This window comes from Halomonas sp. MES3-P3E (genome assembly GCF_002836035.1).
GTDB lineage: Bacteria > Pseudomonadota > Gammaproteobacteria > Pseudomonadales > Halomonadaceae > Vreelandella > Vreelandella arctica.
On the sequence record NZ_PJBT01000017.1, the window covers coordinates 28,303 to 50,903 of the forward strand.

The following is a 22,601-nucleotide window of genomic DNA, read 5'->3' on the forward strand; positions in this document are numbered from 1 at the left end:
CCCGCCTATATGGTGGGGGCGCTTTGTTTGTCTGTGTGCCTTTTGGGTTGCCGTAATGCCAGTGGCAGTCTAGTGTCTAGCTACTCTTTGTCTGAAATCTACGGATTCTTCCTACGGCTTGGTTGCTACTGGCGCTTAGCCAAGGGCTGGGGTAGGGTAGGCGCATTTTTTCATCCGTATCTTTGTTAATGGGCTGTTTCATCCCGGCGATACGGCACCGAATTTAGAGCACGTGCTAGACAGCCCGTGCATTAGGAAAGTGGAGCACTATGGGCAAGTCACTGGTCATCGTCGAGTCGCCGGCTAAAGCGAAGACGATTAACAAATATCTCGGCAACGATTTCATCGTGAAGTCGAGCGTGGGTCACATTCGTGACCTGCCGACCAGCGGCTCAGGTAAGGCAGCCTCCGACCCTAAGGAGCGCGCGCGCCAAGCCGCAGCGACACGCAAGATGTCGGCGGAAGAGAAGGTGGAATATAAGAAGCGTAAGAGCCAGGATCAGCTGATTCGGCGGATGGGCATTGACCCCAATAATGGCTGGGAAGCGCGCTATGAAGTGCTGCCAGGCAAAGAGAAAGTGGTGGCTGAGCTGAAAAAGTTGGCTGAGAAAGCCGACGCTGTCTATCTCGCAACGGATTTGGATCGCGAGGGGGAAGCCATTGCCTGGCACCTGCGTGAGACTATCGGTGGAGACGACAGTCGCTATAAGCGCGTGGTGTTTAACGAAATTACCAAAAATGCCATTCAGGACGCGTTCAAAGCGCCGGGCGCGCTAAATATTCCCCGGGTGGAAGCACAGCAAGCTAGGCGTTTCCTGGATCGCGTGGTGGGCTTTATGCTTTCGCCTTTGCTGTGGGCGAAAGTAGCACGCGGCTTATCGGCTGGCCGTGTACAGTCAGTCGCGGTACGTCTAATTGTTGAGCGCGAGCGCGAAATTCGCGCCTTTATTCCCGAAGAGTTCTGGGATGTGCATGCGGATTTGGCCTCCCCCGAGGGTGAGCTGGTGCGTTTTGCACTGGCTCGTCAGGATGGCAAAGCCTTTAGGCCCACGTCTGAAAAAGACACCCTGGCGCGCATTGAGCAGCTTAGAAAAGCCAAACTTGCGATTACTTCGCGGGAAGATAAGCCCACCAGTTCCAAGCCGACAGCGCCCTTTATTACCTCTACGCTACAGCAGGCCGCGAGTGGCCGGTTAGGGTTTTCTGTTAAGAAGACCATGACCATGGCCCAGCGTCTGTATGAAGCGGGCTATATCACCTATATGCGTACTGACTCCACCAATCTTTCAAAAGATGCAGTGGAAGGCGTGCGCACTTATATCGGCGAAGAGTTTGGCGAACGCTATCTGCCTGAAGCACCTAATCGTTACAGCAGCAAAGAGAGTGCTCAAGAAGCCCACGAAGCGATTCGCCCCTCCAGCGTTGAACGCAAAGCATCAGACCTGTCCGGCATGGAGCGCGATGCAGAGCGCCTCTACGAGCTAATCTGGCGCCAGTTTGTGGCTTGCCAGATGACGCCTGCTGAGTACCTGTCCAGCACGCTTAGCGTCGAGGTTGATGGGTATGAGCTGCGTGCTAAAGGGCGCGTGCTTAAATTTGATGGTTATACGCGGGTGATGAAGCCCAGCGGTAAAAATGAAGATCAGACCCTGCCTGACTTGCCTAAAGGCACGCCGATGGCGTTGGAAGCACTCGATCCTCAGCAGCACTTTACCAAACCTGCACCGCGTTACACCGAAGCAAGCTTGGTGAAAGAGCTTGAGAAGCAGGGGATTGGTCGTCCTTCTACCTATGCATCGATTATCTCCACGATTCAGGATCGCGGCTATGTGAAGCTTGAAAACCGCCGCTTTTATGCCGAGAAGCTTGGCGATATCGTTACCGAGCGGCTGAAAGAGTCCTTCCCTGATTTGATGGATTTCTCTTTCACTGCGCGCATGGAAGATAGTCTTGATGAAGTCGCCGAAGGCGAGCGTAACTGGCAGGCTTTGCTAGATGCTTTCTACGGCGAGTTTCGTGAAGAGCTAGCCAAGGCGGAGAGCGAAGATGGTATGCGGCCCAATCAGCCGGTGCCCACCAATATTGACTGCCCGAAATGTGGCCGCCATATGCAAATTCGCACCGCTTCCACAGGCGTGTTCCTGGGCTGTAGCGGCTACAATTTGCCGCCAAAAGAGCGCTGCAAGACCACCATCGACCTGATCCCAGGTGAAGAAGCGGTAGCGGAAGACGCGGGCGAAGAGGCCGAAACTAATGCACTGCGTGCTAAGCGTCGCTGCACCAAGTGTGGCACGGCAATGGACAACTACCTGATTGATGAAACGCGCAAACTGCACATTTGTGGCAACAGCCCTGACTGTGATGGCTACGAAGTGGAAAGCGGTAAATTCAAGATTAAGGGCTATGACGGTCCTGTGATCGAGTGCGATAAGTGTGGCTCTGAGATGCAGTTGAAATCAGGTCGCTTCGGTAAGTATTTTGGCTGCACCAATAGCGAGTGTAAAAACACTCGCAAATTATTGAAGAGTGGCGAAGTGGCACCGCCCAAAATGGATCCAATCCCGATGCCGGAGCTGGCGTGTCAAAAAGTGGACGACCATTACGTGCTGCGCGATGGCGCGAGTGGCCTATTTTTGGCGGCGAGCAAATTTCCTAAAAATCGCGAAACGCGGCCGCCGCTGGTGAAAGAGCTGAAAGCGCATGCCGAAGAGCTGCCTGAGAAGTACCATTTTATTCTCAAAGCGCCTAGCGAAGACCCCGATGGTCGCCCCGCTCAAATCCGTTATTCGCGTAAGACGAAAGAGCAGTTTGTAATGACTGACGAAGAGGGCAAAGCCACCGGCTGGAAGGCCATGTTTGAGGCTGGCAAATGGCACGTGGAGGATAAGCGCAAGTGAATGCACGCTCGCGGACCAATCAGTTACTCTACCAAGCGGAGCTGTTAGCCATTATGCCAGCGGGGGAAGATGAGCATGCCCCTTCGCGGCAGATGGCACTGGAGGAGGGCGCGTTGGCGCTCTTTGAGCTGGCGTTAGAGTCGCTTTTACGGGAAGTCACCGAGCATGCTCGCTTGCCAGAGCATCGCTGGCATGTATTGTTATCTCAGCAAGGCCCGGCTTTGGCAGAGCTACAGCGCCTGCGCGACTTAAACGCTCAGCCGGAAAGTTGGTTGAATTGGCTGACGGGTCAGCTTGAACGCCTACATAGCGATGAAGGTGCTGCGCGGCGTACTACTCATAATCCCGCTATGATTAAGGTGGATAGTCAAGCGAGTTTGCCTCAGCAATTGCTGGATAACCTTCAGGCCGCAAAGCGCGAAATAAGTGCTCTGCGTGAAACCAGCCTGGAGTGGTAAAAGGCTCGATTTTACCCGCTGGTCAAGTAAGCACCACGAAAAGGAGATCATGATGCGCTATAACCAAGTTAAAGATTTAGTCGAATGGGCGGCAGGCTTTCACGCGCGAATGGCGCGTCAATACAGCGAGGCCGCTGATAAAGCCGACAATGAACGCTTAAAAATGGGATTAGATTATCTCGCCAGCCGTGAATTGAAGATGAAAACGGGTCTTGAAGACTTGTTCCATGACGGTACGGATCATTCTGAGGTGCTGGAGACGTGGTTCGACGAGTCGAGCGAATTTCCCGAACCACCAGAACTGGATCGAATTGCGGAGCAAACCGTTACAGGCTCCATAGAAGATGCCATGAAAACAGCCACCACCGCCCATGAGCGTTTGCAGGCATTGTACAAGCATCGTGCCGCACGTTCGAGAATTGAACCCGAAGCAGAGTTCTTTGATTCGCTAGCTGAAGGGCATAATTCTGAAATACGCCACATGATGGCGAGTATGGAAGAGTTGCAGGGCGTTTAATGAGTATGTGCCACTGGCGAGTACATCATCGCTTCGGGACGACCCAAAGCGATACTATGACGAAATTACTTACGGCGGATGTGGGAATAAGGTATAACAGCCACCCTATGCGTTTAGTTGGTCAACCACAGGCTACTATGTTTCGAGAGCTGTCATGTTTTTAATCAATCGCCGTCGATTTTTAGCTATGGTGCTGAGCTTGCCAGCGGTTGCTAGCGCTGCTGTCACTGCACCTAACCAGGCTGCTCCCTCTGACCTTATCGAAACAATGCTTACGCGCGCCCATGTGCCGCGCCATAGCAATGAGCTGTGGGTACTGATTGATGATCAAGAGGCTACACTCAGTGTGTTCCGTGGTAATACGCTTTTGGAGCGCTATGCACCCATATCCCTAGGGCGTGCAGGGGCGAAGACTCAGCGCGTTCGTGGCGATAACGTGACGCCTAAGGGTGAGTTTCGTATCAATCGTTTTAATTACGAAAGCCAGTGGCGTACGTTTATGGGGATTGATTTCCCAACGCCAGCCCATGCACGCATGGCGCTTGAAAAAGGAATTTATTCCCAAACCGATTATGAAGATTACTTCGACTACTACCGACGTAACGGTCAACCACCGCAAAATACTGCCCTGGGTGGGGCGATTGGGATTCATGGCTTGGGTAGCGCGGACCCCGATATTCATGGTCGCTATCATTGGACTCAAGGGTGTGTCGCCGTTACCAACGAGCAAATTGATCGCTTGGCATCGCTAGTGGGTGTTGGCACCCGTGTAGTGATCCGTTAAGCTAATGCCGTTGAAGGAAGTTCGAGGTTTTAAACAAGTGGCTATAGACAACCGCTGTAGTCTATTATAAAACAGCGTTTGACTTGCGAGCATCGCAAAACAAGTCACTGTAAAGAACCTGCACCGCAGGTAGACAAATTTAAGCTAAGTACGTTAGTAAAGTGCGTAGCCTTATTTTTGTCATACCCTTAATGTAGTACCCAAGGACGACTCAAGGAGAACATTATGACTTTGAAAACTACTCTGAAGATGACTGCTGCTGCCGCTTCTCTGGCAATTCTTGCTGGTTGTGCTTCTACCGGCGCGCTGGAAGAAGTCCGCATGACTGCAGAATCTGCACAGGCTGACGCTGCAGAAGCACGCAGCATGGCTTCACAAGCTATGAACACTGCAAACCAAGCCCAGCGCGATGCGCAGGCTGCTCTGCAGATGTCTGAGCAGAACCGTGAAGAAATGAACCGCATGTTCCAGCGTTCCATGCAGAAGTAATTCTGCTTGGAGCTGCTGGGGAGTCAATAGGCTCTTTCAGCGGTTGCTGTATGCAAGTCGTAGTTGGTAAAGATATTAGGCAAGTAGTTTTTGCCGCTAGCTACGCAAAAAACCCCGCCTCGGCGGGGTTTTTTGTTACTGCCGTATCAGCGTATTAAGTTTCTTCTTCGCCATTAGTTGCAGCGCTGAGCTCAACTTCGTTAATCAGCTCAACAGGTTCGGGCTCTGGCGCCGGTGCTGGCGCTTGTGGGCCATGCAGGGCAATAAAGCGGCCATCGGGGGCTTCAACGGCCCGCTGTATCTGTTCGGCATCTATTTCAATGTCATTGTCAGTCAGCTCAGTGACGCGCTCTACGGCATTTAACAGAGGTTCAAAGCCTTCCACGTTCTCTTCCAGCTGCGGAAATGACTGCACAAACAGCGTGCCGTCGGAAGCCCAGCCTGCTTTAAATGGCGCATCCATCAAATTAACCTGCGTACCGCTCGGTAAGCGCTCGTAAAGCGATTTGATATCCTCAGGGTACATACGGATACAGCCGCGGCTAACGCGCATACCGACGCCATCAGGGCGGTTGGTGCCATGTATTAGATAGCTCGGCATGGCCAATAGAATCGCATGCTCGCCCAATGGGTTGTCAGGACCTGCTGGTACCACGGACGGCGCTGGTTCACCACGTTCAGCTGCTTCACGACGCATGGAGGAGGGGGGCGCCCAGGCAGGGTCTTTAACTTTAACGGTGGTGCGGGTAATGCCCACAGGCGTTGCGAACTCTTCACGCCCCACGCTGACCGGGTAGGTTTCAACGATGCCGGGTTTATCAGCAGGGTAATAGTAGAGACGTAGCTCTGAAAGGTTCACCACCACCCCTTCGCGTGGGGCAGGCGGCAGAATGTACTTAGCGGGAATCACTACCTCGGTACCCACGCCAGGCACCCACAAGCTGACATCGGGGTTGGCCATGCGAATTTCTTCATAGCCAATGTTATGACGACGGGCGATATCAATCAGCGTCTGTTTGGGGTCTTCGACCACAACCGTGTAGTTCTCACCAATAATGTCACCGCTTTCGGGTAGGCGGAAGTGACCACGAGGCAGTTCATCTTGGTCAGCAACCTGAGCGGCGCTGTCGACAGCGTCGATGCTGATTTCCTGTGGTTGCTGCTGCTCTTGGTTCTGCTCCTGCTCCTGAGCTAGCTCTTGGGGTTGGCTGTCGGCCTGCTCGGCAGCTGATTGCGCAAAAGCAGGGCTCGCCAAGCTCGCGGCTAGTAGCACTGCCAAGCTGGTGGGGCCCCAGAGGGTAAAGGTGTCGCGAATGTTCATGATCATTCCTAATATGTTAATTCACTGCTGATGCGCGTCGTTGGGCCACTGATGTTAGTCCACGAGGTGGGTTAACTAGGCATGGCTACTGGTAAGTTTGCCCCAAGCGTCACGCCGCCGCTACTTTTTGATTAAGCGTACTAAGTAGGTTTTCAAGCTGTTGAAAGCGTTTGTCGACGCTTTCCATTGATAATTCAAATCGTAAGGTGTCAGAGCCATCTAAACGATAGTGCTTTGGTGACGTCTGAATGAGGGTCACCAGGGTTAAGGGATCCACCTGGGTGCTGCTATTAAACAGTACTCTACCGCGGCTCTCGCCAGCCTCGATTTTGCTGATTCCCAGTTGCTCGGCACGGTGGCGCAGCTTGGTCTGGCGAATCAGGTTTTTCAACGGATTGGGCAGCAAGCCAAAGCGGTCAATTAGCTCAACCTGTAACTCTTTAAGTTCGCTATCGCTCTGGGTGTTGGCAATCCGCTTGTACATCACCAGGCGCTGCTGAACATCGTGAATATAATCACTTGGAATCAGCGCGGGCAGGTTGAGGTTGATTTCCACGCCGGTATTGAAGGGTGCATCAATATTGGGTGTTTTACCCGCACGAATGGCCTTCACTGCCCGGTCAAGCATCTCCATATAAAGTGTATAGCCAATGGTTTCCATCTGGCCGCTCTGTTCATCGCCCAGTAGCTCGCCTGCTCCGCGAATCTCCATGTCGTGGCTGGCCAGGGTGAAACCAGCACCTAGATCGTCCGAAGCGCTAATGGCTTCCAGGCGTTTGATGGCATCACGGGTCATCGCTTTAGGGGGCGGTGTCAGCAGGTAAGCATAGGCCTGGTGGTGGCTACGGCCAACACGGCCCCGCAACTGGTGAAGCTGTGCCAAGCCAAATTTATCGGCGCGTTCGATAATAATAGTATTGGCGCTAGGCACATCAATACCGGTTTCAATAATGGTCGAGCACACCAGCACGTTAAAACGGCGATGATAGAAATCCGACATGATGCGTTCGAGGCTGCGCTCAGGCAGTTGGCCGTGGGCAACCGCTACCCGCGCTTCAGGAATCAGCTCACGGATTTTTTCAGCACTGTTTTCGATGGTTTTGACTTCGTTATGCAGCACATACACCTGCCCGCCACGCAGTATCTCGCGTAGTAGGGCTTCTTTAATGATACTGGCATCGTGCTGCTGAACAAACGTTTTGACCGACAGCCGCCGTGCGGGCGGGGTGGCGATAATCGACAAATCGCGGATGCCGCTCATGGCCATATTTAGCGTGCGCGGAATAGGTGTCGCGGTCAGGGTCAAAATATCGACTTCTGCGCGCAGTGTTTTAAGTTTCTCTTTTTGCGCCACCCCAAAGCGGTGCTCCTCATCGATGATCAGCAAACCCATTTTGGGTAGCTCAACGCTTTTGGCGAGCAGCTTGTGGGTACCGATAACGATATCGGTTTGGCCGCTTTTAACACTCTCTAATGTTTGGGTAACCTCTTTGCCGCTGGTGAAGCGCGATATCAAGCCGATATTGACGGCAGTGTCGGCAAAACGGTCACGGAAATTTTCGAAGTGCTGGCGCGCCAATAGCGTGGTAGGCACCAGGACCACTACTTGGCGACCTGATTGCACGGCGATAAATGCAGCGCGCATGGCCACTTCGGTTTTGCCGAAGCCTACGTCCCCACATACCACGCGATCCATGGGCTGCGGCGACGTCATGTCGCTGATCACCGCTTCAATGGCTGCGTGCTGGTCGGGAGTCTCCTCGAATGGGAAGTTGCTCGCAAAGCGAACATACTCATCGCCTGGCGCTTCGTAGACCACGCCCTGTTGAGCTTCCCTGCGAGCGTAAACATCCAATAGTTCCGCGGCGGTATCGCGAATCTTCTCGGCGGCTTTGCGACGGGCTTTTTCCCACTGATCGGAACCCAGCTTATGCAGCGGCGCCAGTTCGTCACCGGCACCGCTGTAGCGGGAGATCATATGTAGGCTGTCGACCGGCACATAAAGTTTGGCGCCATCGGCGTAGGAAAGCGCCAAAAACTCGTTGGCCTGACCACCGGCCTCCAATGTTTCCAGCCCTATGTAGCGGCCAACGCCATGCGCCTGGTGAACCACTGGCGCGCCTTCGCGTAGTTCTGACAGATGGCGGACCGCAAGCTCGTTATCATCGGTAGCTTTTTCACGCCGCCTGCTCTGGCGTACCACATCGCCAAATAGCTCTGTCTCACTGATCACTGCAACGCTTGGGTTGTTCAGCCACAGGCCGCTGTCCACCAAGCCTTCGGTGATGGCATAGGTGTGATCGCTGGCTAGGAAGTCGTGAAAGCTATCGGTATGTGGGAGCGAAAGCTTAAGCGGGGCCAATATCTCTTCCAGCGCTTCGCGGCGGCCCCGTGATTCCGCTACAAACAGCACCCGGGTTTCGGCGTGAGACTTCAAAAACGCCGTAAGCTCGCCAAGTGGCTGCTTAGCGCGGGCATTAATCGACAGCGTAGGCAATGGTGCTGCTTCAGGCATATGCGCATGGCGTTGCTCGCTGTCTTCAGTTAGCTCTATGCGCGGGCGTGCTTTTATAGCCGAAAAAACATCACTGACCGGGAAAAACGCCCGGTGAGGTGGTAGCAGTGGCCGTGTAGGATCAACACCCAAGTTAACGTAGCGTGCATCAATAGACTGCCAGTGCTGTTCGGCCGCATTAAGCACACCAGGCAGTAGGGCGACCCGGGTGTCGTCGGTTAGGTGCTCAAACAGCGAAGCGGTCTGCTCAAAAAACAGCGGCAGATAGTGCTCAAGCCCCGGGGAGGGAATGCCCTTTAATGCATCGTTATAAAGCGGGCACTGGCGCGGGTCGACATCAAAGAGGGTTTCAAACTGCTCACGAAAGCAGGCGATGGCGCTACGGCTTAGCGAGTACTCGTGGGCGGGCAGCAACTCTAGCGACTCAAGTTTATCGGTTGAGCGCTGAGTGCCGGGGTCAAAGTGACGCAGTGTGTCGATCTCATCGTCAAACAGGTCGATGCGAATCGGTTCGTCCATGCCCATCGCAAAGAGGTCGATCAACGCGCCACGCATGGCGTATTCGCCGGGTTCATACACCGTTTCCACGGCGCGATAGCCCGCTCGCGAAAGCGATTCCCGGAACGTTTCGCGATTCAAACGCTCACCGGTTTTGAGCGTCATTACCCGCCCGGCGATGTACTCAACCGGCGGTAAGCGCTGCATCAGCGTATTGATCGGCACCAATACAATGCCGCGCACGCCATCTTGGAGCTGGCGCAGGGTACGTAGCCTCGCTGAGACAATGTCCTGGTGGGGCGAAAAGCTATCGTAGGGCAGCGTTTCCCAATCAGGGAAGGGTAATACGGGGACATCGCTATAAAAGTAAAGATCTTGTTCCAGGCGCTGCGCACTGGCCGTATTGGGGGTAATCACCAATAGCGGGGCGTGCTTGGCCACGCGTGAAAGAGCCAGAGCAGTCGCGCTGCCCGGTGGCGATGACCAGTAGAGCGTATCGCGAGTCCCTTGAGGCTGGGGCGGTTCGAGCAGAGAGAAAGTCGGCATAAGCAAGATATCGTTTTGCGGTGAAACGGAAAACAGATCATACACGATCACCCGTTTCAGTTAGAGTGCCGCGGCTTTAGGTAGCGGGTTAATCTGTTATGAAAGTGGTTTTGTAGTGAGATTGGCGTTTCTGTAATACCCCTACATGTTGTGCGACTATCCTTTCATTGCGACGACTGCGCTTGCCCCGGATAATAAACCGAATTATTAGTTTACGACCCCGTTTCCACTTCCTGTTTCCACTACCTGATGAGGCCGCCCGTGAGTCAGCAAGCGCTCGAAAACGTTTTTCAAGAATGGCAAGGCAACGAAGCCTTGGCGGAGCAGATGATCCCATTGGTAGGGCAGCTCTATCGTCAGAATAATGTTGTTGCCACCATGTTCGGACGCTCGCTCATCAAACGGTCAGTCATCCGTATTCTCAAAGACCACCGTTTTGTACGCAAACTGGAGGGAACTGAGCTCTCCGTTGAAGATACCTATCCGATTCTTAAAAGCATGGTTGAGTTAAACCTTGGCCCTGCGCATGTCGATGTGGGCAAGTTGGGGGTAATGTTTAAGCGCCAGGGCGGGGGCGATGTGGAAGCCTTTCTGCGCAAAGAACTGCACGAAATTATTGATGGTTATCAGCCAGGTGCCAGCACCGGTGAGCCACAAGATGTGGTGCTTTATGGTTTTGGCCGTATTGGTCGGTTATTGGCTCGGGTGATGGTTGAAAAAGCCGGTGGCGGCAACCTGCTACGCCTACGGGCTATTGTTGTACGTGGCCGTGGCGATGTGGCAAAGGACCTTGAAAAACGTGCCAGCCTGCTGCGCCGCGATTCCGTACACGGGCCGTTTGATGGCACCATCATGGTTGATGCAGAAGCGCGCACGCTAACCGTAAATGGCAATGTCATTCAGGTTATCTATGCCGATTCACCGAGTGAGATCGACTACACCACCTACGACATCAACAATGCCGTTATCGTTGATAATACCGGTATTTGGCGTGATGAAGAGGGCTTGGGCCAGCACTTGAAGTGCAAAGGTGCTGCCAAAGCGCTGCTGACCGCGCCGGGTAAAGGCGATATCAAAAATATCGTTTACGGTATTAATCACGAATCGATTGGCGATAACGATCTTATTGTTTCAGCTGCATCATGTACCACCAACGCGATCGTGCCGGTATTGAAGGTGCTTAACGATGAGTATGGTGTGGTAAACGGTCACGTTGAGACCGTGCATGCTTACACTAATGACCAAAACCTGATCGATAACTACCACAAAGGCGACCGTCGTGGCCGCAGCGCGGCGTTGAACATGGTGTTAACCGAGACGGGCGCGGCTAAAGCTGTCTCCAAAGCACTGCCTGAGCTTGAGGGTAAGCTAACCGGTAACGCAATTCGCGTGCCGATCCCCAATGTTTCCATGGCCATTCTTAACCTGACACTGGACAAAACGACTGATGCGGCTGCGCTAAACGACTACTTGCGTCGCATGTCGATTGATTCTGCTTATCAAAAGCAAATTGACTTCGTTGACTCGGCAGAAGTGGTCTCGTCGGACTTTGTAGGCAATCGTCATGCTGGCATTGTTGACGCCAAAGCGACTATCGCCAACGGTCATCATGCGGTTGTCTATATGTGGTACGACAACGAATTTGGCTATAGCTGCCAAGTCGTGCGTATTTTACAACAGATGTCTAATGTGCGGTTCTTAAAGCTGCCGCGCTAAATAGCTAAATAATAATATTGCTAAATTAGCTTCTCTGCGGGGGCTATCAAGCGAAATAATGATGCAGCGCCACCTTCGGGTGGCGTTTTTTTGTCTCTATGCCTTCCGTTTGCCAATGTATATAGCACTTTTGGAGATCATCAGGGATGTGGTCATTGGACGCGCTTATCTTTATAATACGATGGATTTTTCGGGGTGGTTCAAGTGCTGCTTGGGCCGGACTGGTAACAATCTGAGCAGAAAATAACAATTCGCTGAGCAGAAAATAAGCATTCGAACCCCATACCTTCGTATATCCGATCCAACAACTGGGCGAGACTATGATCGAAGTCAAAAAAGGCCTGGATCTCCCCATCGCGGGAGCGCCCGAGCAGCGTATTGAAGATGCGCGGCCTGTGCGCCACGTGGCAATCCTGGGTACCGACTACGTTGGCATGAAGCCGACGATGGAAGTTCAGGAAGGGGATAAGGTCAAACTAGGCCAATTGCTCTTCACCGACAAGAAAATTGATGGTGTGCGCTATACAGCGCCCGCTGCTGGTGAAGTGCTTGCAATAAACCGTGGCGAAAAACGTCGTTTACTATCTGTTGTGATCAAAGTCGACGAGACTGAGGAGGCGATTGAATTCGCTGCTCATGACCGTAATGCCTTAACGCAGCTTGAACGCCAGGTCGTTGTTGACCAACTGGTGGAGTCGGGACTCTGGACGGCGCTACGCACCCGTCCTTTCTCGCGTACACCGGCAATCGATAGCACTCCGACCGATATTTTTGTAACAGCCGTAGATACCCATCCTTTAAGCCCTGATCCTGCACTGATCATTAATGAGCAGCCGCAAGCATTTGAAGATGGCCTCAAGGTGTTAGCGCGCCTGACCGAGGGCAACGTCTTTCTTTGTACAGGGGAAAACGCCTCTATTCCGGGCGGTGAGGTGGAAGGCGTCAAAACCGAAAGCTTTGCCGGGCCGCACCCAGCCGGGCTAGTGGGTACCCATATTCATTACCTTTCTCCCGTCGCTCTGCACAAACAGGTGTGGCACATCGGCTATCAGGACGTTATCGCGTTCGGTAAGCTCTTTGTAGAAGGGAAACTGGATATGAGCCGCGTGGTTGCCATTGGTGGCCCGCGTGCTGAAAACCCTCGCTTGGTACGTACCCGTATCGGCGCTAGCACGGATGAACTCCTGGCAGAAGAAGTCATCAAACCCGATGACACCCGTGTCATTTCTGGTTCTGTATTTTCTGGCTTTACCGCGGAAGGCAAACTTACCTATCTGGGACGCTTTAGCAATCAGTTTAGTCTGATTGAAGAAGGTAATAAGCGCATCTTACTTGGGTGGCTATCACTGGGCGCAGATCGACATTCTGTCCTGGGGATCTATCTTTCCAGAATTAAAGGCTTGCGTAACTACGCACCCACCACATCAACCAATGGTTCAGAGCGCGCGATGGTGCCCGTTGGCTCATATGAAACGGTGATGCCGCTGGATATCATGCCAACTCAGTTACTGCGTTCGCTGATCGTGGGCGACATTGAGGTTGCCATGCAGCTTGGGTGTTTGGAGCTGGACGAAGAGGATCTGGCGCTGTGTACGTACGTTTGCCCCGGCAAATACGAATATGGCCCCATCCTGCGTGACAATCTCACCATGATCGAGAAAGAGGCCTGATGATGGGTATTCAACAAACACTCCAAAATATCGAGCCGCATTTCCACAAAGGCGGAAAGTACGAAAAGTTCTATCCGCTCTTTGAAGCGGTAGATACCATTTTTTATTCACCGCCAAGCGTTGCTAAAACCACCGCCCACGTGCGTGACGGTATCGACCTTAAACGCATCATGATTACCGTGTGGCTGTGTACCTTCCCAGCAATGTTCTTTGGTATGTGGAACGCGGGTTGGCAAGCAAACACGGCTATCGATGCAGGCTACGCATCAATGGGTGGCTGGCGCGAAGCAATTATGATGACATTGGCGTCAGGTCATGATGCCAGCAGCTTATGGGCTAACATTGTCCTCGGCGCGACTTACTTCTTGCCAATCTACTTAGTCACCTTTGTGGTGGGTGGTTTCTGGGAAGTGTTGTTTGCCATTAAGCGTGGTCACGAAGTTAACGAAGGGTTCTTCGTTACCTCAGTGCTATTTGCATTGATACTGCCCGCGACCATTCCGTTGTGGCAAGTTGCGCTGGGTATCACCTTTGGTGTGGTAATCGGCAAAGAGATCTTCGGTGGTACGGGTAAGAACTTCTTGAACCCCGCGCTGACTGGCCGTGCATTTCTTTATTTTGCCTACCCCGCGCAGATTTCCGGTGACGCTGTATGGGTTGCCGCTGACGGTTACACCGGTGCTACTGCACTCTCGCTGGCGTTCCAAGAGGGTATGGCCGCGTTAACGGATACTTTCAGCTGGTGGGACGCCTTCCTTGGCTTTGTTCCCGGTTCTGTGGGTGAGGTATCGACGCTTGCGATCTTTATTGGTGCTGCAGTGCTGCTGTGGACGCGGATTGCCTCGTGGCGAATCATGCTTGGCGTATTTTTGGGCATGGTGGCTACCAGCACACTCTTTAATCTCATCGGCTCCGACTCCAATGCGATGTTTGCCATGCCGTGGTACTGGCACCTGGTAATCGGTGGTTTCGCTTTCGGTATGGTGTTCATGGCCACTGACCCGGTGTCAGCATCGATGACCAACCAAGGCCGTTTGATATTTGGTGCGCTGATTGGTGTGATGACCGTATTGATTCGCGTTGTGAACCCGGCTTTCCCGGAAGGCATCATGTTGGCTATCTTATTTGCTAACCTGTTTGCACCGCTGATTGACCATTTCTTCGTCCAGGCCAACATCAAGCGTCGCGTTAAGCGAACCGGCGTACCGGCCGAGGAGACTGCCTAATGGCACAAGGTAACAACTCCATCAAGAAAGTCCTGATTGTGGCGTTTGCACTCTGTATCGTGTGCTCCGTCATTGTCTCGACTGCGGCGGTCGCACTGCGACCCGCCCAACAGCTCAACCAGGAGCTTGATCGTAAAACCAATATCTTGAACGTCGCCAAGCTGTATGAGCCTGGCATGGACGTTGAAGAGGTGTTTAGCGAAGAGATCACCGCTCGGGTCGTTGACCTGGATACCGGTGAGTATTCTGATGAGTTTGATCCTGATACCTACGATAGCTTTGAAGCTGCCCGTGACCCTGCGTCGGGTCGTACGCTATCCGGTGACCAGGACATCGCAGGTCTATCGCGGGTCGAAAACTACGCCACCGTATATTTGATTGGTGGCGAAGATGATCCGGAACAGATCGTACTCCCTATTCGTGGTCAAGGTCTGTGGGGCTTAATGCGCGGTTTCCTGGCAGTAGAGGGTGATGGCAATACGATCGTCAGTATCACCTACTATGAGCACAGTGAAACGCCAGGCCTGGGTGCTGAAGTAAACAATCCTCGCTGGCAGGCTCAGTGGGAAGGTAAAAAGATTTACGATGAAGAGGGCGACCTCTCACCGGAGATCCACCTGACCAAGGGCGGCGCTAGCGACGAATACGAAGTAGATGCGCTATCTGGCGCTACGCTTACCAGTAACGGCGTAACTAACATGCTGCAGTTCTGGTTAAGCGAAGAAGCTTTCGGTCCCTATTTGGCTAAATTCCGCAGTGGTACTGAGCCGGAAGACGCCGAAGAGACTGATACCAACTTCGAAGACGTTGAGGGGGCCTGATCATGGCGGACGTAAATGCAAAAGGCGTTTTAACCGCGCCGATTTTCCAGAACAACCCCATTGCGCTGCAAATCCTGGGGATCTGTTCGGCACTTGCGGTAACCACCAGTATGAGCGTATCGCTCGTTATGGCGCTGGCGGTTATTTTCGTAACGGCATTCTCTAATCTATTCGTATCGCTGATCAGGAATCATATTCCCTCTTCGATTCGTATCATCGTGCAGATGACCATCATTGCCTCGCTGGTAATCGTGGTAGATCAGATTTTGAAAGCGTATGCCTATGAGATGTCTAAGCAGCTTTCCGTATTCGTTGGCTTGATCATTACTAACTGTATCGTCATGGGACGTGCAGAAGGTTTTGCGATGTCCAACACGCCGGGCATGTCATTTTTAGACGGTGTTGGCAACGGCCTTGGGTATGGTTTCGTGCTTATGGTGGTTGGCTTCTTCCGTGAGCTACTCGGTTCAGGCAGCATCTTTGGTATCACTATCCTTCAGACCGTTCAAAATGGTGGTTGGTACGTTCCCAATGGCTTGCTGTTATTGCCGCCTTCAGCGTTCTTTATTATTGGTCTACTAATCTGGGTGATGCGTGCCGTTAACCCGGAACAGGTAGAAGATAATGAGTTCAAAATGAAGGAAAACACCAAGCCCAAGGAGGCCGTGTAACATGGAACATTATCTGAGTCTTTTTGTTGCTTCGGTGTTTGTTGAAAACATGGCGCTGGCTTTCTTTTTGGGGATGTGTACTTTCTTGGCAGTGTCCAAAAAAGTCTCCTCAGCGATTGGCCTGGGTATCGCGGTAATCGTTGTATTAACCGTAACGGTGCCGGTTAACAACTTAGTATTCACCTACTTGCTACAAGAAGGTGCGCTAACGTGGACTGGTATCAGTGGTGCTGAAAACATTGACCTGTCGTTCCTTGGGCTGCTCTCCTACATCGGTGTTATTGCTGCTCTCGTACAGATCATGGAGATGTTCCTTGATAAGTACGTGCCGTCGCTCTACAACGCGCTGGGTGTATTCCTGCCATTGATTACCGTTAACTGCGCCATCCTGGGTGGCGTACTGTTCATGGTAGAGCGTAGTTATAACTTTGGTGAGGCCGTGGTATATGGCTTTGGTGCAGGCACCGGCTGGGCGTTGGCCATTGCCGCCCTGGCGGGTATCCGTGAAAGGCTGAAGTACAGCGATGTGCCGAGTGGCCTTCAAGGGCTGGGCATTACTTTCATCACCGTGGGGCTAATGTCGTTGGGCTTTATGTCCTTCTCGGGCATTCAGCTTTAATCGGAGCCGGTTTTTCCCAGCGGTGTCAGACACCGCTGGGTAATAGAAACCTCCAGCAATAGGAAACCGACATGGTTGATACAACAGTCATCTTGCTCGGTGTTGTCATGTTCACGGTCATCGTTATTAGCTTAACGGCGATCATTCTGGCAGCGCGCAGCAAGCTTGTGAGTAGCGGGGACGTGACCATTGAGGTCAATGGCGACCCCGAACACACTTTGAAAACCCAGGCTGGTGGCAAGCTGCTTAATACACTTGCTGCTAACGGTATTTTTCTCTCTTCCGCCTGTGGTGGCGGTGGTTCTTGTGCCCAGTGTAAGTGCCGTGTAGAAGAGGGCGGTGGCTCTATTCTGCCCACGGAAGAGTCGCACTTCACTATGCGTGAGAAGAAAGAAGGCTGGCGCCTCTCTTGTCAGGTACCTGTGAAGCAGGACATGAAAGTCGAAGTGCCTGAAGAAGTGTTTGGGGTGAAGAAGTGGGAATGTGAAGTTATTGCCAATCCCAACGTTGCCACCTTTATCAAAGAGCTGAATCTGAAACTGCCTGAAGGCGAAGAAGTTGCCTTCCGCGCTGGTGGCTACGTTCAGCTCGTTGCTCCCCCTTATGATGTCAAATTCTCTGATTTTGATATTGAAGAGGAGTACCGGGGTGATTGGGAAAAATTTGATATGTTCAAAATTTCCCATAAGAACAACGAGGAAGTGATTCGCGCCTACTCCATGGCGAACTACCCAGATGAGAAGGGTATCCTCAAGTTCAACATCCGTATTGCGACGCCGCCTCCTGGCACTAATCATCCGCCCGGCCTGATGTCGACCTACGTCTTCAATCTTAAAGAAGGCGACAAGGTGACCGTAATGGGGCCGTTTGGTGAGTTCTTTGCTCGCGATACTGACGCCGAAATGATCTTTATCGGTGGTGGTGCGGGTATGGCGCCAATGCGTAGTCATATCTTTGATCAGTTGAAGCGCTTGAAGTCTGATCGCAAGATTACCTTCTGGTACGGTGCACGCTCTTGGCGTGAGACCTTCTATAACGAAGAGTATGACCAGTTAGCCGAAGAGTTCCCGAACTTCGAGTGGCACTTGGCGCTTTCTGATCCACAGCCGGAAGATAACTGGGAAGGGCCGACAGGCTTTATCCATAACGTACTGTACGAAAACTATCTGAAGAACCATCCGGCACCTGAAGATTGCGAGTACTACATGTGTGGTCCGCCGATGATGAACGCCTCGGTAATTAAGCTACTGCTTGATATGGGCGTTGAACCAGAAAATATCCTATTGGATGATTTCGGTGGCTAATCAATCTTCATAATCGCAATGGGTTATGAAGCGAGATTACTGCGGTAACAATGAACGGGGCTGGCCTTTTGGTCAGCCCCGTTTGTGTTACTGATAGGTATTGTTAATGAGAAGTGCGCCGCGCTGATAACAACAGCCCACTGAGGTACAATAGGCTTAACAAACAAAGATTGTGAGGCACTAATCGGCCTGAATGCTGTAGATAGAGGTGATGGCCGGTTAGGTCAATAATAGAAAGCTAAGCAGTGACATGCTGGGAGGTTAATATGGCGATTTGGTTACTGGTATTCGGCTTTATGGCACTGATTATGGGTGTCATGGCCGTGGGTGTCATCATGGGTCGTAAACCTATTGCAGGTTCATGCGGTGGTTTGAATCAAATAGGCATGAAAGACGGCTGTGATATTTGTGGCGGTAAAGACGAAGTGTGCGAAGAAGAGAACCGCAAGCGTGGCAGCGAGCGGCGCCGTAGTGACGAAAGTCGCGGCGCTGACCTAGGCTATGACGCCACCCGTCGTTAATAAGCCATATAGATAACGAAGAGGCGCATGTTCATGTGAACTGCGCCTTCTTAACGTTTATGCCACAAGTGCCTGTTTGTCTTGGACTGTTTGCCTGGGACTATCAGCCTTGGATCGTTTGTCGGCGATAGTTTGACGAGAATGGGTTAACCCGAATAGGAAGGAGACGCAGAGAGTATGGCGGTTCACAATTACGATGTCGTGGTAATCGGTACAGGGCCTGCGGGTGAAAGCGCTGCCATTAACGCTGCCAAGCATGGCAAACGGGTAGCGATTATTGAAAAGCAGGCTCAAGTAGGCGGTAACTGTACTCACTGGGGCACCATTCCCTCCAAAGCGTTGCGCCATCAGGTCAAGCAGATCATGGCGTTCAACACAAACCGCATGTTCCGCGATATCGGTGAGCCGCGCTGGTTCTCCTTTCCGAAAGTGATGGAGCGTTCACGTGGCACCATCGACAAGCAGGTAGAGATGCGCACGACATTTTATGCGCGTAACCGGATTGACCTCTTCCACGGTGTTGCCCGCTTTAAAGATGAACATACGTTGATAGTTCATGACCGCCAAGAAGGCATGGAAGAGCTGGTGGCCAAAAAAATCGTCATTGCTACCGGTTCACGTCCCTATCGCCCGGCGGACATTAACTTTCGGCATCCGCGCATTTACTGCTCCGATACCATTTTGAGCCTTTCGCATACGCCACGTACCCTAGTGATTTTCGGGGCAGGGGTAATCGGTTGTGAGTACGCGTCAATCTTTTCTGGGTTAGGCGTCAAGGTTGATTTAATCAATAACCGTGACAGCCTACTGTCATTCCTGGACGATGAAATCAGCGATGCGCTCTCCTATCACTTGCGTAAGCACGGTGTGTTGGTTCGCCATAATGAAGAGTATGAGAGTGTTGAGGGCGATGAATCAGGCGTCGTCGTGCGCCTCAAGTCAGGCAAGAAAATCCGCGCGGATGCGTTTTTATGGGCCAACGGTCGTACGGGTAATACCGATAGCCTTGGGCTTGAAAACATTGGCTTGAATGCCAATGGGCGGGGCCAGCTCAGTGTTGATGAGCACTACCGCACCGAGGTGCCCCATATTTATGCAGCAGGCGATGTTATCGGTTGGCCAAGTTTGGCGAGTGCCGCCTACGATCAAGGCCTTAATTCATGCAACGAGCTGCTCGATAAAGAGTATCGCTTTGTCAGTGATGTTCCCACCGGGATTTATACCATCCCCGAAATTAGCTCGTTTGGCCCGAATGAGCGTGAGTTAACCGAAGCAAAAGTGCCCTACGAAGTAGGCAAAGCCTTTTTCAAAGATACTGCCCGAGCACAGATTACCGGTGATACCGTGGGGATGCTTAAAATACTTTTCCACCAGGACACCCTGGAAATACTCGGGATTCACTGTTTTGGCGATCAGGCGTCTGAGATTCTGCATATCGGCCAAGCGATCATGCAACAGAAGGGCGACGCCAATACGCTAAAGTATTTCGTTAACACTACTTTCAATTATCCCACCATGGCAGAAGCGTATCGGGTGGCCGCTCAAAATGGCTTGAATCGTGTTTTTTAACCTCAGCTTTCATTTCTTTCTAGTTTGGTAATACGCTGTTAGCTGATGAGAGAATGGCTGTAGTTTTTTGCTTTTTCAGCGTTTTCTGAAGCCTTGGCGATGGGTGGTAACAAGCTTTCAACACGGTTACGACCCAGCGACTTGGCTTGGTAGAGCGCTTTATCAGCAAATGAATACAGCTGCTCAAACGTAAGTGAGCCGTCATAACCCGTCGTTACGCCAATGCTAATGGTCGGGTTGGCATGTAAACTTAGGTCACCCAGCTCGCTAACTTCAATTTCTCGGCGCAGCCGATCCGCCACCTGTAGTGCATCATGGGTGGATGTGTTGGGCATTAACAAACAAAATTCTTCGCCACCAATTCTCGCTAATGTATCGGAGGGGCGACTTAGTTGACGCAGTTTTTTGCTGACCTGGCGTAGCACCTCATCGCCAGTAGGATGCCCATAGGTGTCGTTTATTTGCTTGAAGTGATCTAGATCTAACAACAGCAGGCTAAGCGGCGTTTTATCACGCTGCGCTTGAGTCAGCACTGCGAAGGCTACATTGACCAAATGGCGCCGGTTATACAGCCCAGTTAATTCATCGGTGAGCATTAACTGATGCATTACGTTGCGTTGTCGGTGTAGATGGATAACCGCCATGCAAAGCGTAATTGCCGCGCCGATTATGACTACCAGTAGCACATTGATAGCAATTGAGAGCCGCTGCATCACCAAGCTTTGTTGCGAGGATATTGTGTAGACTTCTTCCAATAGTTGGTCATAAAGCCATGCCAGGGAGCCGCCAACATTCATTGCACCACGCTGCAACGGTTCAATTAGCTCTGGATGCTGATGGACTTCACGGGCCTGCTGGTTCAGGTCAGAAAGACGATTATCAAGCTCGCTAAAATGATTAATAAGGTAGTTAACGTTAGAAGTGAGAAAGCGATTTTGCTCAATGTTGCTCTGTATGCTATTTAAATGCTGCTTGGAAGTTGAAATGAAGTGATCAATGTATTCAATATGTTCGTTGTTAGGCTGACGACTATTTCCTTCTTCCAACGCTTCTCGTAATTGAGGTGTCGCTTGCTGGGCCAGCATAATATCACTCACCAGTTTGGTGTAGTTGGCACTGGCTTTTTGACAAGTGTTGTATACATAGCTGCCCATGATTGCCGACAAGGTGCAGAAGATGACGGCGAAAAGGAATGCCAAACATCCGCGAGGCTGGCGCAAATGATGAAGAATCGTCATGACGCAATCAACGAGCTGTTAGTGATGACGTCTCTCTTTGCAAAATGTCGCAAACGAGCCAGCTCGTATAGTAAATATACACAACCATTAACAGAGCACTTACGTTTCAAAGGACAGTTCTGCATGGCACCTCTCCCGTCAATGGTTAGGTAGTCCAATGAACAACTTGAAGGCTTATCCTTATGTAACTTAAGCACTCACTCGCAAGGTATGCTATCCAACAACTTTACTAATCGCAGGATCATACTTGTGCTCGTTATTATTAGTAAATTTTATAGGTCTTTGATATTTATTGTGTATTCATGCTTTCTATGGCTAAGCGGGCTTTTTCCTGCCAGCTACCTGTCAGCGAGGCGGCCTGTTCCAACGCTTTTCGAGCAGCGACGGGTTCTTCTTGCTGAAGCAGTAAAAGGCCTAGATTTAGCCAGGCAGCGCCCATTTTTTCATCAAGCTTCGTTGCTCGTTCAAAGGCGTTGCGAGCTTTCTCTGGTTGTTGGTCAGCGTACAGCGCGTTGCCTAGCGCAAATTGTCCGATAGCATTGGTAGGGTGGTGCTCGATAAATGCTTGCCAGCTTGATAATGCAGCCTGGGGGCCGTTCGTTTCTTCGTAGGCACTGATGGCTTCAAGGGCATTACGGGCGGTGATACCCGCAGGTAGCGTGCCGGGCTCGGCAACGACAAATCCCCAGCGTTCAGTGCGCGCCCAGGTGGCGTCGAAACGGCTAAACGACATCGTATGGCGTTCAATTTCGCCACTGCGCAGAATAAGCGTTTCACTAGGCAGGTCGTAGCCAATGGCCACCGCGTAGTGCCACATCGGGTAGATAGGGAGTGATAAGTTTTGCATCACCACCACCGGATCGCCTGCTGCCAGATGGCCTAACAGCGCATCCATGGTGCCTCGAATGGGATAAGCGAGTTGATCATAGCGTCGCACAGTCGCCAGCATTTCTGGCTGTACGCTGCCGTCGCGTTCAGGCAAGAACACCTGGGGGATCAGTTGCTCAACGTCTGTTTCGACATCCTGATGGTTGAGAACCATCGCCAGCGTGGCAGGGCCGCACTGAAACTCCGTTTGGGCGTAAAACGGTACGCTGGTGATTTCTGCATGGGGCGGAAGCGCTTGATAGGTACTTTGTAGCAGTACCGGGTTTCGTGCGCAGCCGCTCAGCAGTAGCAACATAATAAAAACGCCCGCGAAGCGGGCGTTAGAAAACGTGT

The 22,601-nt window shown here is 52.0% G+C and carries 18 protein-coding genes; 14 read left to right on the plus strand and 4 right to left on the minus strand.

Features of this window, described 5'->3' with window-relative positions; all coding sequences use genetic code 11:
• Window positions 1–269 precede the first annotated feature (269 nt).
• From topA to CXF87_RS05120, 5 genes are all read left to right on the plus strand, one after another.
• Window positions 270–2,897 (plus strand): type I DNA topoisomerase, encoded by a 2,628-nt coding sequence (topA, locus tag CXF87_RS05100; RefSeq protein WP_101145744.1) that lies wholly within the window; start codon window positions 270–272, stop codon window positions 2,895–2,897.
• Window positions 2,894–3,355 carry a DUF6586 family protein gene (locus tag CXF87_RS05105; RefSeq protein ID WP_008956601.1) on the plus strand — a complete coding sequence of 154 codons (462 nt, stop codon included), beginning with the start codon at window positions 2,894–2,896 and terminating at the stop codon, window positions 3,353–3,355. Before topA ends, CXF87_RS05105 begins: the two co-directional genes overlap by 4 nt.
• A gap of 52 nt (window positions 3,356–3,407) precedes the next feature.
• Window positions 3,408–3,872: a hypothetical protein gene (locus tag CXF87_RS05110; protein ID WP_008956600.1), complete on the plus strand. Its 465-nt coding sequence runs from the start codon at window positions 3,408–3,410 to the stop codon at window positions 3,870–3,872.
• A 154-nt stretch (window positions 3,873–4,026) separates the two neighbouring features.
• On the plus strand, window positions 4,027–4,656 hold the full coding sequence (locus CXF87_RS05115; protein ID WP_008956599.1) for a L,D-transpeptidase family protein: 630 nt from the start codon (window positions 4,027–4,029) through the stop codon (window positions 4,654–4,656).
• Window positions 4,657–4,881: 225 nt separating this feature from the next.
• A complete protein-coding gene (locus CXF87_RS05120; protein WP_008956598.1) occupies window positions 4,882–5,145 on the plus strand; it encodes an Lpp/OprI family alanine-zipper lipoprotein in 264 nt (87 codons plus the stop codon).
• Window positions 5,146–5,299: 154 nt separating this feature from the next.
• Here CXF87_RS05120 and CXF87_RS05125 read toward each other — a convergent pair whose 3' ends face one another.
• Together CXF87_RS05125 and mfd are read right to left on the minus strand one after the other, a co-directional pair.
• Window positions 5,300–6,466, minus strand: coding sequence for a L,D-transpeptidase family protein (locus tag CXF87_RS05125; RefSeq protein ID WP_101145746.1), 1,167 nt, complete (start codon window positions 6,464–6,466; stop codon window positions 5,300–5,302).
• 109 nt (window positions 6,467–6,575) lie between these two features.
• A complete protein-coding gene (gene mfd, locus CXF87_RS05130; RefSeq protein ID WP_198556009.1) occupies window positions 6,576–10,025 on the minus strand; it encodes a transcription-repair coupling factor in 3,450 nt (1,149 codons plus the stop codon).
• A 261-nt stretch (window positions 10,026–10,286) separates the two neighbouring features.
• On the opposite strand from mfd, the gene CXF87_RS05135 reads away from it, so the two are divergent.
• The 9 genes from CXF87_RS05135 to sthA all read left to right on the plus strand — a co-directional run bounded on the left by CXF87_RS05135 (window position 10,287) and on the right by sthA (window position 20,142).
• A complete protein-coding gene (locus CXF87_RS05135; RefSeq protein ID WP_035586224.1) occupies window positions 10,287–11,741 on the plus strand; it encodes a glyceraldehyde-3-phosphate dehydrogenase in 1,455 nt (484 codons plus the stop codon).
• A 320-nt stretch (window positions 11,742–12,061) separates the two neighbouring features.
• Window positions 12,062–13,411, plus strand: a complete 1,350-nt coding sequence (locus tag CXF87_RS05140) for a Na(+)-translocating NADH-quinone reductase subunit A (RefSeq protein WP_101145748.1) — start codon at window positions 12,062–12,064, stop codon at window positions 13,409–13,411.
• Complete coding sequence (locus tag CXF87_RS05145; RefSeq protein WP_101145749.1) at window positions 13,411–14,637, plus strand: NADH:ubiquinone reductase (Na(+)-transporting) subunit B; 1,227 nt, start codon at window positions 13,411–13,413, stop codon at window positions 14,635–14,637. The genes CXF87_RS05140 and CXF87_RS05145 overlap by 1 nt, the downstream gene beginning before the upstream one ends.
• A complete protein-coding gene (locus tag CXF87_RS05150) occupies window positions 14,637–15,458 on the plus strand; it encodes a Na(+)-translocating NADH-quinone reductase subunit C (RefSeq protein ID WP_101145750.1) in 822 nt (273 codons plus the stop codon). The genes CXF87_RS05145 and CXF87_RS05150 overlap by 1 nt, the downstream gene beginning before the upstream one ends.
• 2 nt (window positions 15,459–15,460) lie before the next feature.
• Window positions 15,461–16,129, plus strand: coding sequence for an NADH:ubiquinone reductase (Na(+)-transporting) subunit D (locus CXF87_RS05155; protein WP_101145751.1), 669 nt, complete (start codon window positions 15,461–15,463; stop codon window positions 16,127–16,129).
• Between the two features lies 1 nt (window position 16,130).
• Window positions 16,131–16,748 carry an NADH:ubiquinone reductase (Na(+)-transporting) subunit E gene (nqrE, locus tag CXF87_RS05160; protein ID WP_008956590.1) on the plus strand — a complete coding sequence of 206 codons (618 nt, stop codon included), beginning with the start codon at window positions 16,131–16,133 and terminating at the stop codon, window positions 16,746–16,748.
• 71 nt (window positions 16,749–16,819) lie between these two features.
• Window positions 16,820–18,052, plus strand: a complete 1,233-nt coding sequence (nqrF, locus tag CXF87_RS05165; protein WP_008956589.1) for an NADH:ubiquinone reductase (Na(+)-transporting) subunit F — start codon at window positions 16,820–16,822, stop codon at window positions 18,050–18,052.
• A gap of 266 nt (window positions 18,053–18,318) precedes the next feature.
• Window positions 18,319–18,573 (plus strand): (Na+)-NQR maturation NqrM, encoded by a 255-nt coding sequence (nqrM, locus tag CXF87_RS05170; protein ID WP_008956588.1) that lies wholly within the window; start codon window positions 18,319–18,321, stop codon window positions 18,571–18,573.
• A gap of 177 nt (window positions 18,574–18,750) precedes the next feature.
• Window positions 18,751–20,142 (plus strand): Si-specific NAD(P)(+) transhydrogenase, encoded by a 1,392-nt coding sequence (gene sthA / locus CXF87_RS05175; protein ID WP_008956587.1) that lies wholly within the window; start codon window positions 18,751–18,753, stop codon window positions 20,140–20,142.
• A 38-nt stretch (window positions 20,143–20,180) separates the two neighbouring features.
• Here sthA and CXF87_RS05180 read toward each other — a convergent pair whose 3' ends face one another.
• Together CXF87_RS05180 and CXF87_RS05185 are read right to left on the minus strand one after the other, a co-directional pair.
• On the minus strand, window positions 20,181–21,380 hold the full coding sequence (locus CXF87_RS05180) for a GGDEF domain-containing protein (protein WP_101145752.1): 1,200 nt from the start codon (window positions 21,378–21,380) through the stop codon (window positions 20,181–20,183).
• Between the two features lie 289 nt (window positions 21,381–21,669).
• Complete coding sequence (locus tag CXF87_RS05185) at window positions 21,670–22,563, minus strand: PA2778 family cysteine peptidase (RefSeq protein WP_232774652.1); 894 nt, start codon at window positions 22,561–22,563, stop codon at window positions 21,670–21,672.
• Window positions 22,564–22,601: the final 38 nt, after the last annotated feature.

Excerpts from the sequence above, each read along its gene's own strand:
- CXF87_RS05110 (WP_008956600.1), top strand. The coding sequence starts at position 3,408 with ATGCGCTATAACCAAGTTAAAGATTTAGTCGAATGGGCGGCAGGCTTT.
- CXF87_RS05150 (WP_101145750.1), top strand. The coding sequence starts at position 14,637 with ATGGCACAAGGTAACAACTCCATCAAGAAAGTCCTGATTGTGGCGTTT.
- sthA (WP_008956587.1), top strand. The coding sequence starts at position 18,751 with ATGGCGGTTCACAATTACGATGTCGTGGTAATCGGTACAGGGCCTGCG.
- CXF87_RS05120 (WP_008956598.1), top strand. The coding sequence starts at position 4,882 with ATGACTTTGAAAACTACTCTGAAGATGACTGCTGCTGCCGCTTCTCTG.
- topA (WP_101145744.1), top strand. The coding sequence starts at position 270 with ATGGGCAAGTCACTGGTCATCGTCGAGTCGCCGGCTAAAGCGAAGACG.
- CXF87_RS05125 (WP_101145746.1), bottom strand. The coding sequence starts at position 6,466 with ATGAACATTCGCGACACCTTTACCCTCTGGGGCCCCACCAGCTTGGCA.
- CXF87_RS05140 (WP_101145748.1), top strand. The coding sequence starts at position 12,062 with ATGATCGAAGTCAAAAAAGGCCTGGATCTCCCCATCGCGGGAGCGCCC.
- mfd (WP_198556009.1), bottom strand. The coding sequence starts at position 10,025 with ATGCCGACTTTCTCTCTGCTCGAACCGCCCCAGCCTCAAGGGACTCGC.
- CXF87_RS05115 (WP_008956599.1), top strand. The coding sequence starts at position 4,027 with ATGTTTTTAATCAATCGCCGTCGATTTTTAGCTATGGTGCTGAGCTTG.
- nqrE (WP_008956590.1), top strand. The coding sequence starts at position 16,131 with ATGGAACATTATCTGAGTCTTTTTGTTGCTTCGGTGTTTGTTGAAAAC.
- CXF87_RS05180 (WP_101145752.1), bottom strand. The coding sequence starts at position 21,380 with ATGACGATTCTTCATCATTTGCGCCAGCCTCGCGGATGTTTGGCATTC.
- CXF87_RS05145 (WP_101145749.1), top strand. The coding sequence starts at position 13,411 with ATGATGGGTATTCAACAAACACTCCAAAATATCGAGCCGCATTTCCAC.
- nqrM (WP_008956588.1), top strand. The coding sequence starts at position 18,319 with ATGGCGATTTGGTTACTGGTATTCGGCTTTATGGCACTGATTATGGGT.
- CXF87_RS05185 (WP_232774652.1), bottom strand. The coding sequence starts at position 22,563 with ATGTTGCTACTGCTGAGCGGCTGCGCACGAAACCCGGTACTGCTACAA.
- CXF87_RS05155 (WP_101145751.1), top strand. The coding sequence starts at position 15,461 with ATGGCGGACGTAAATGCAAAAGGCGTTTTAACCGCGCCGATTTTCCAG.
- nqrF (WP_008956589.1), top strand. The coding sequence starts at position 16,820 with ATGGTTGATACAACAGTCATCTTGCTCGGTGTTGTCATGTTCACGGTC.